Annotated in this window: 1 protein-coding gene; it reads right to left on the bottom strand. The window is 60.2% G+C overall.

Annotated features, from left to right (window positions below):
* Window positions 1-251, bottom strand: a 251-nt coding sequence (locus ACP3VS_RS24505; protein ID WP_426390336.1) for a hypothetical protein, incomplete at both ends; no start/stop codon positions are given.

Raw genomic sequence — 251 nt, 5'->3', positions numbered from 1 at the left:
GCGCGATCTCCTGGCTGGAAATGACCGAGATGGGCGATGCCTGCTGGAGCTCCGGGCGAGCAATGCGCGACCCGGTGACGACAATATCGACCGGGGCGTCGGCAGCGATCGCCTGATCCGTATTCGCCGCCGTCTCGGAACTTGTGCTTTGAGCTTGGGCGAACGCGGGCGTGACCACCGCCAAAGTGGTAGAAAGAAGTTTTGCAATGAGGGTGATGCGCATGGGCAAATCCAGAAAGATCGGGTTGAAC

This window comes from Lysinibacillus sp. VIII_CA, from assembly GCF_049943995.1.
Classification (GTDB): domain Bacteria; phylum Bacillota; class Bacilli; order Bacillales_A; family Planococcaceae; genus Lysinibacillus; species Lysinibacillus pinottii.
Note: the sequence above shows the minus strand (reverse complement) of the source record. Positions and strands in the feature narration are given on the sequence as shown.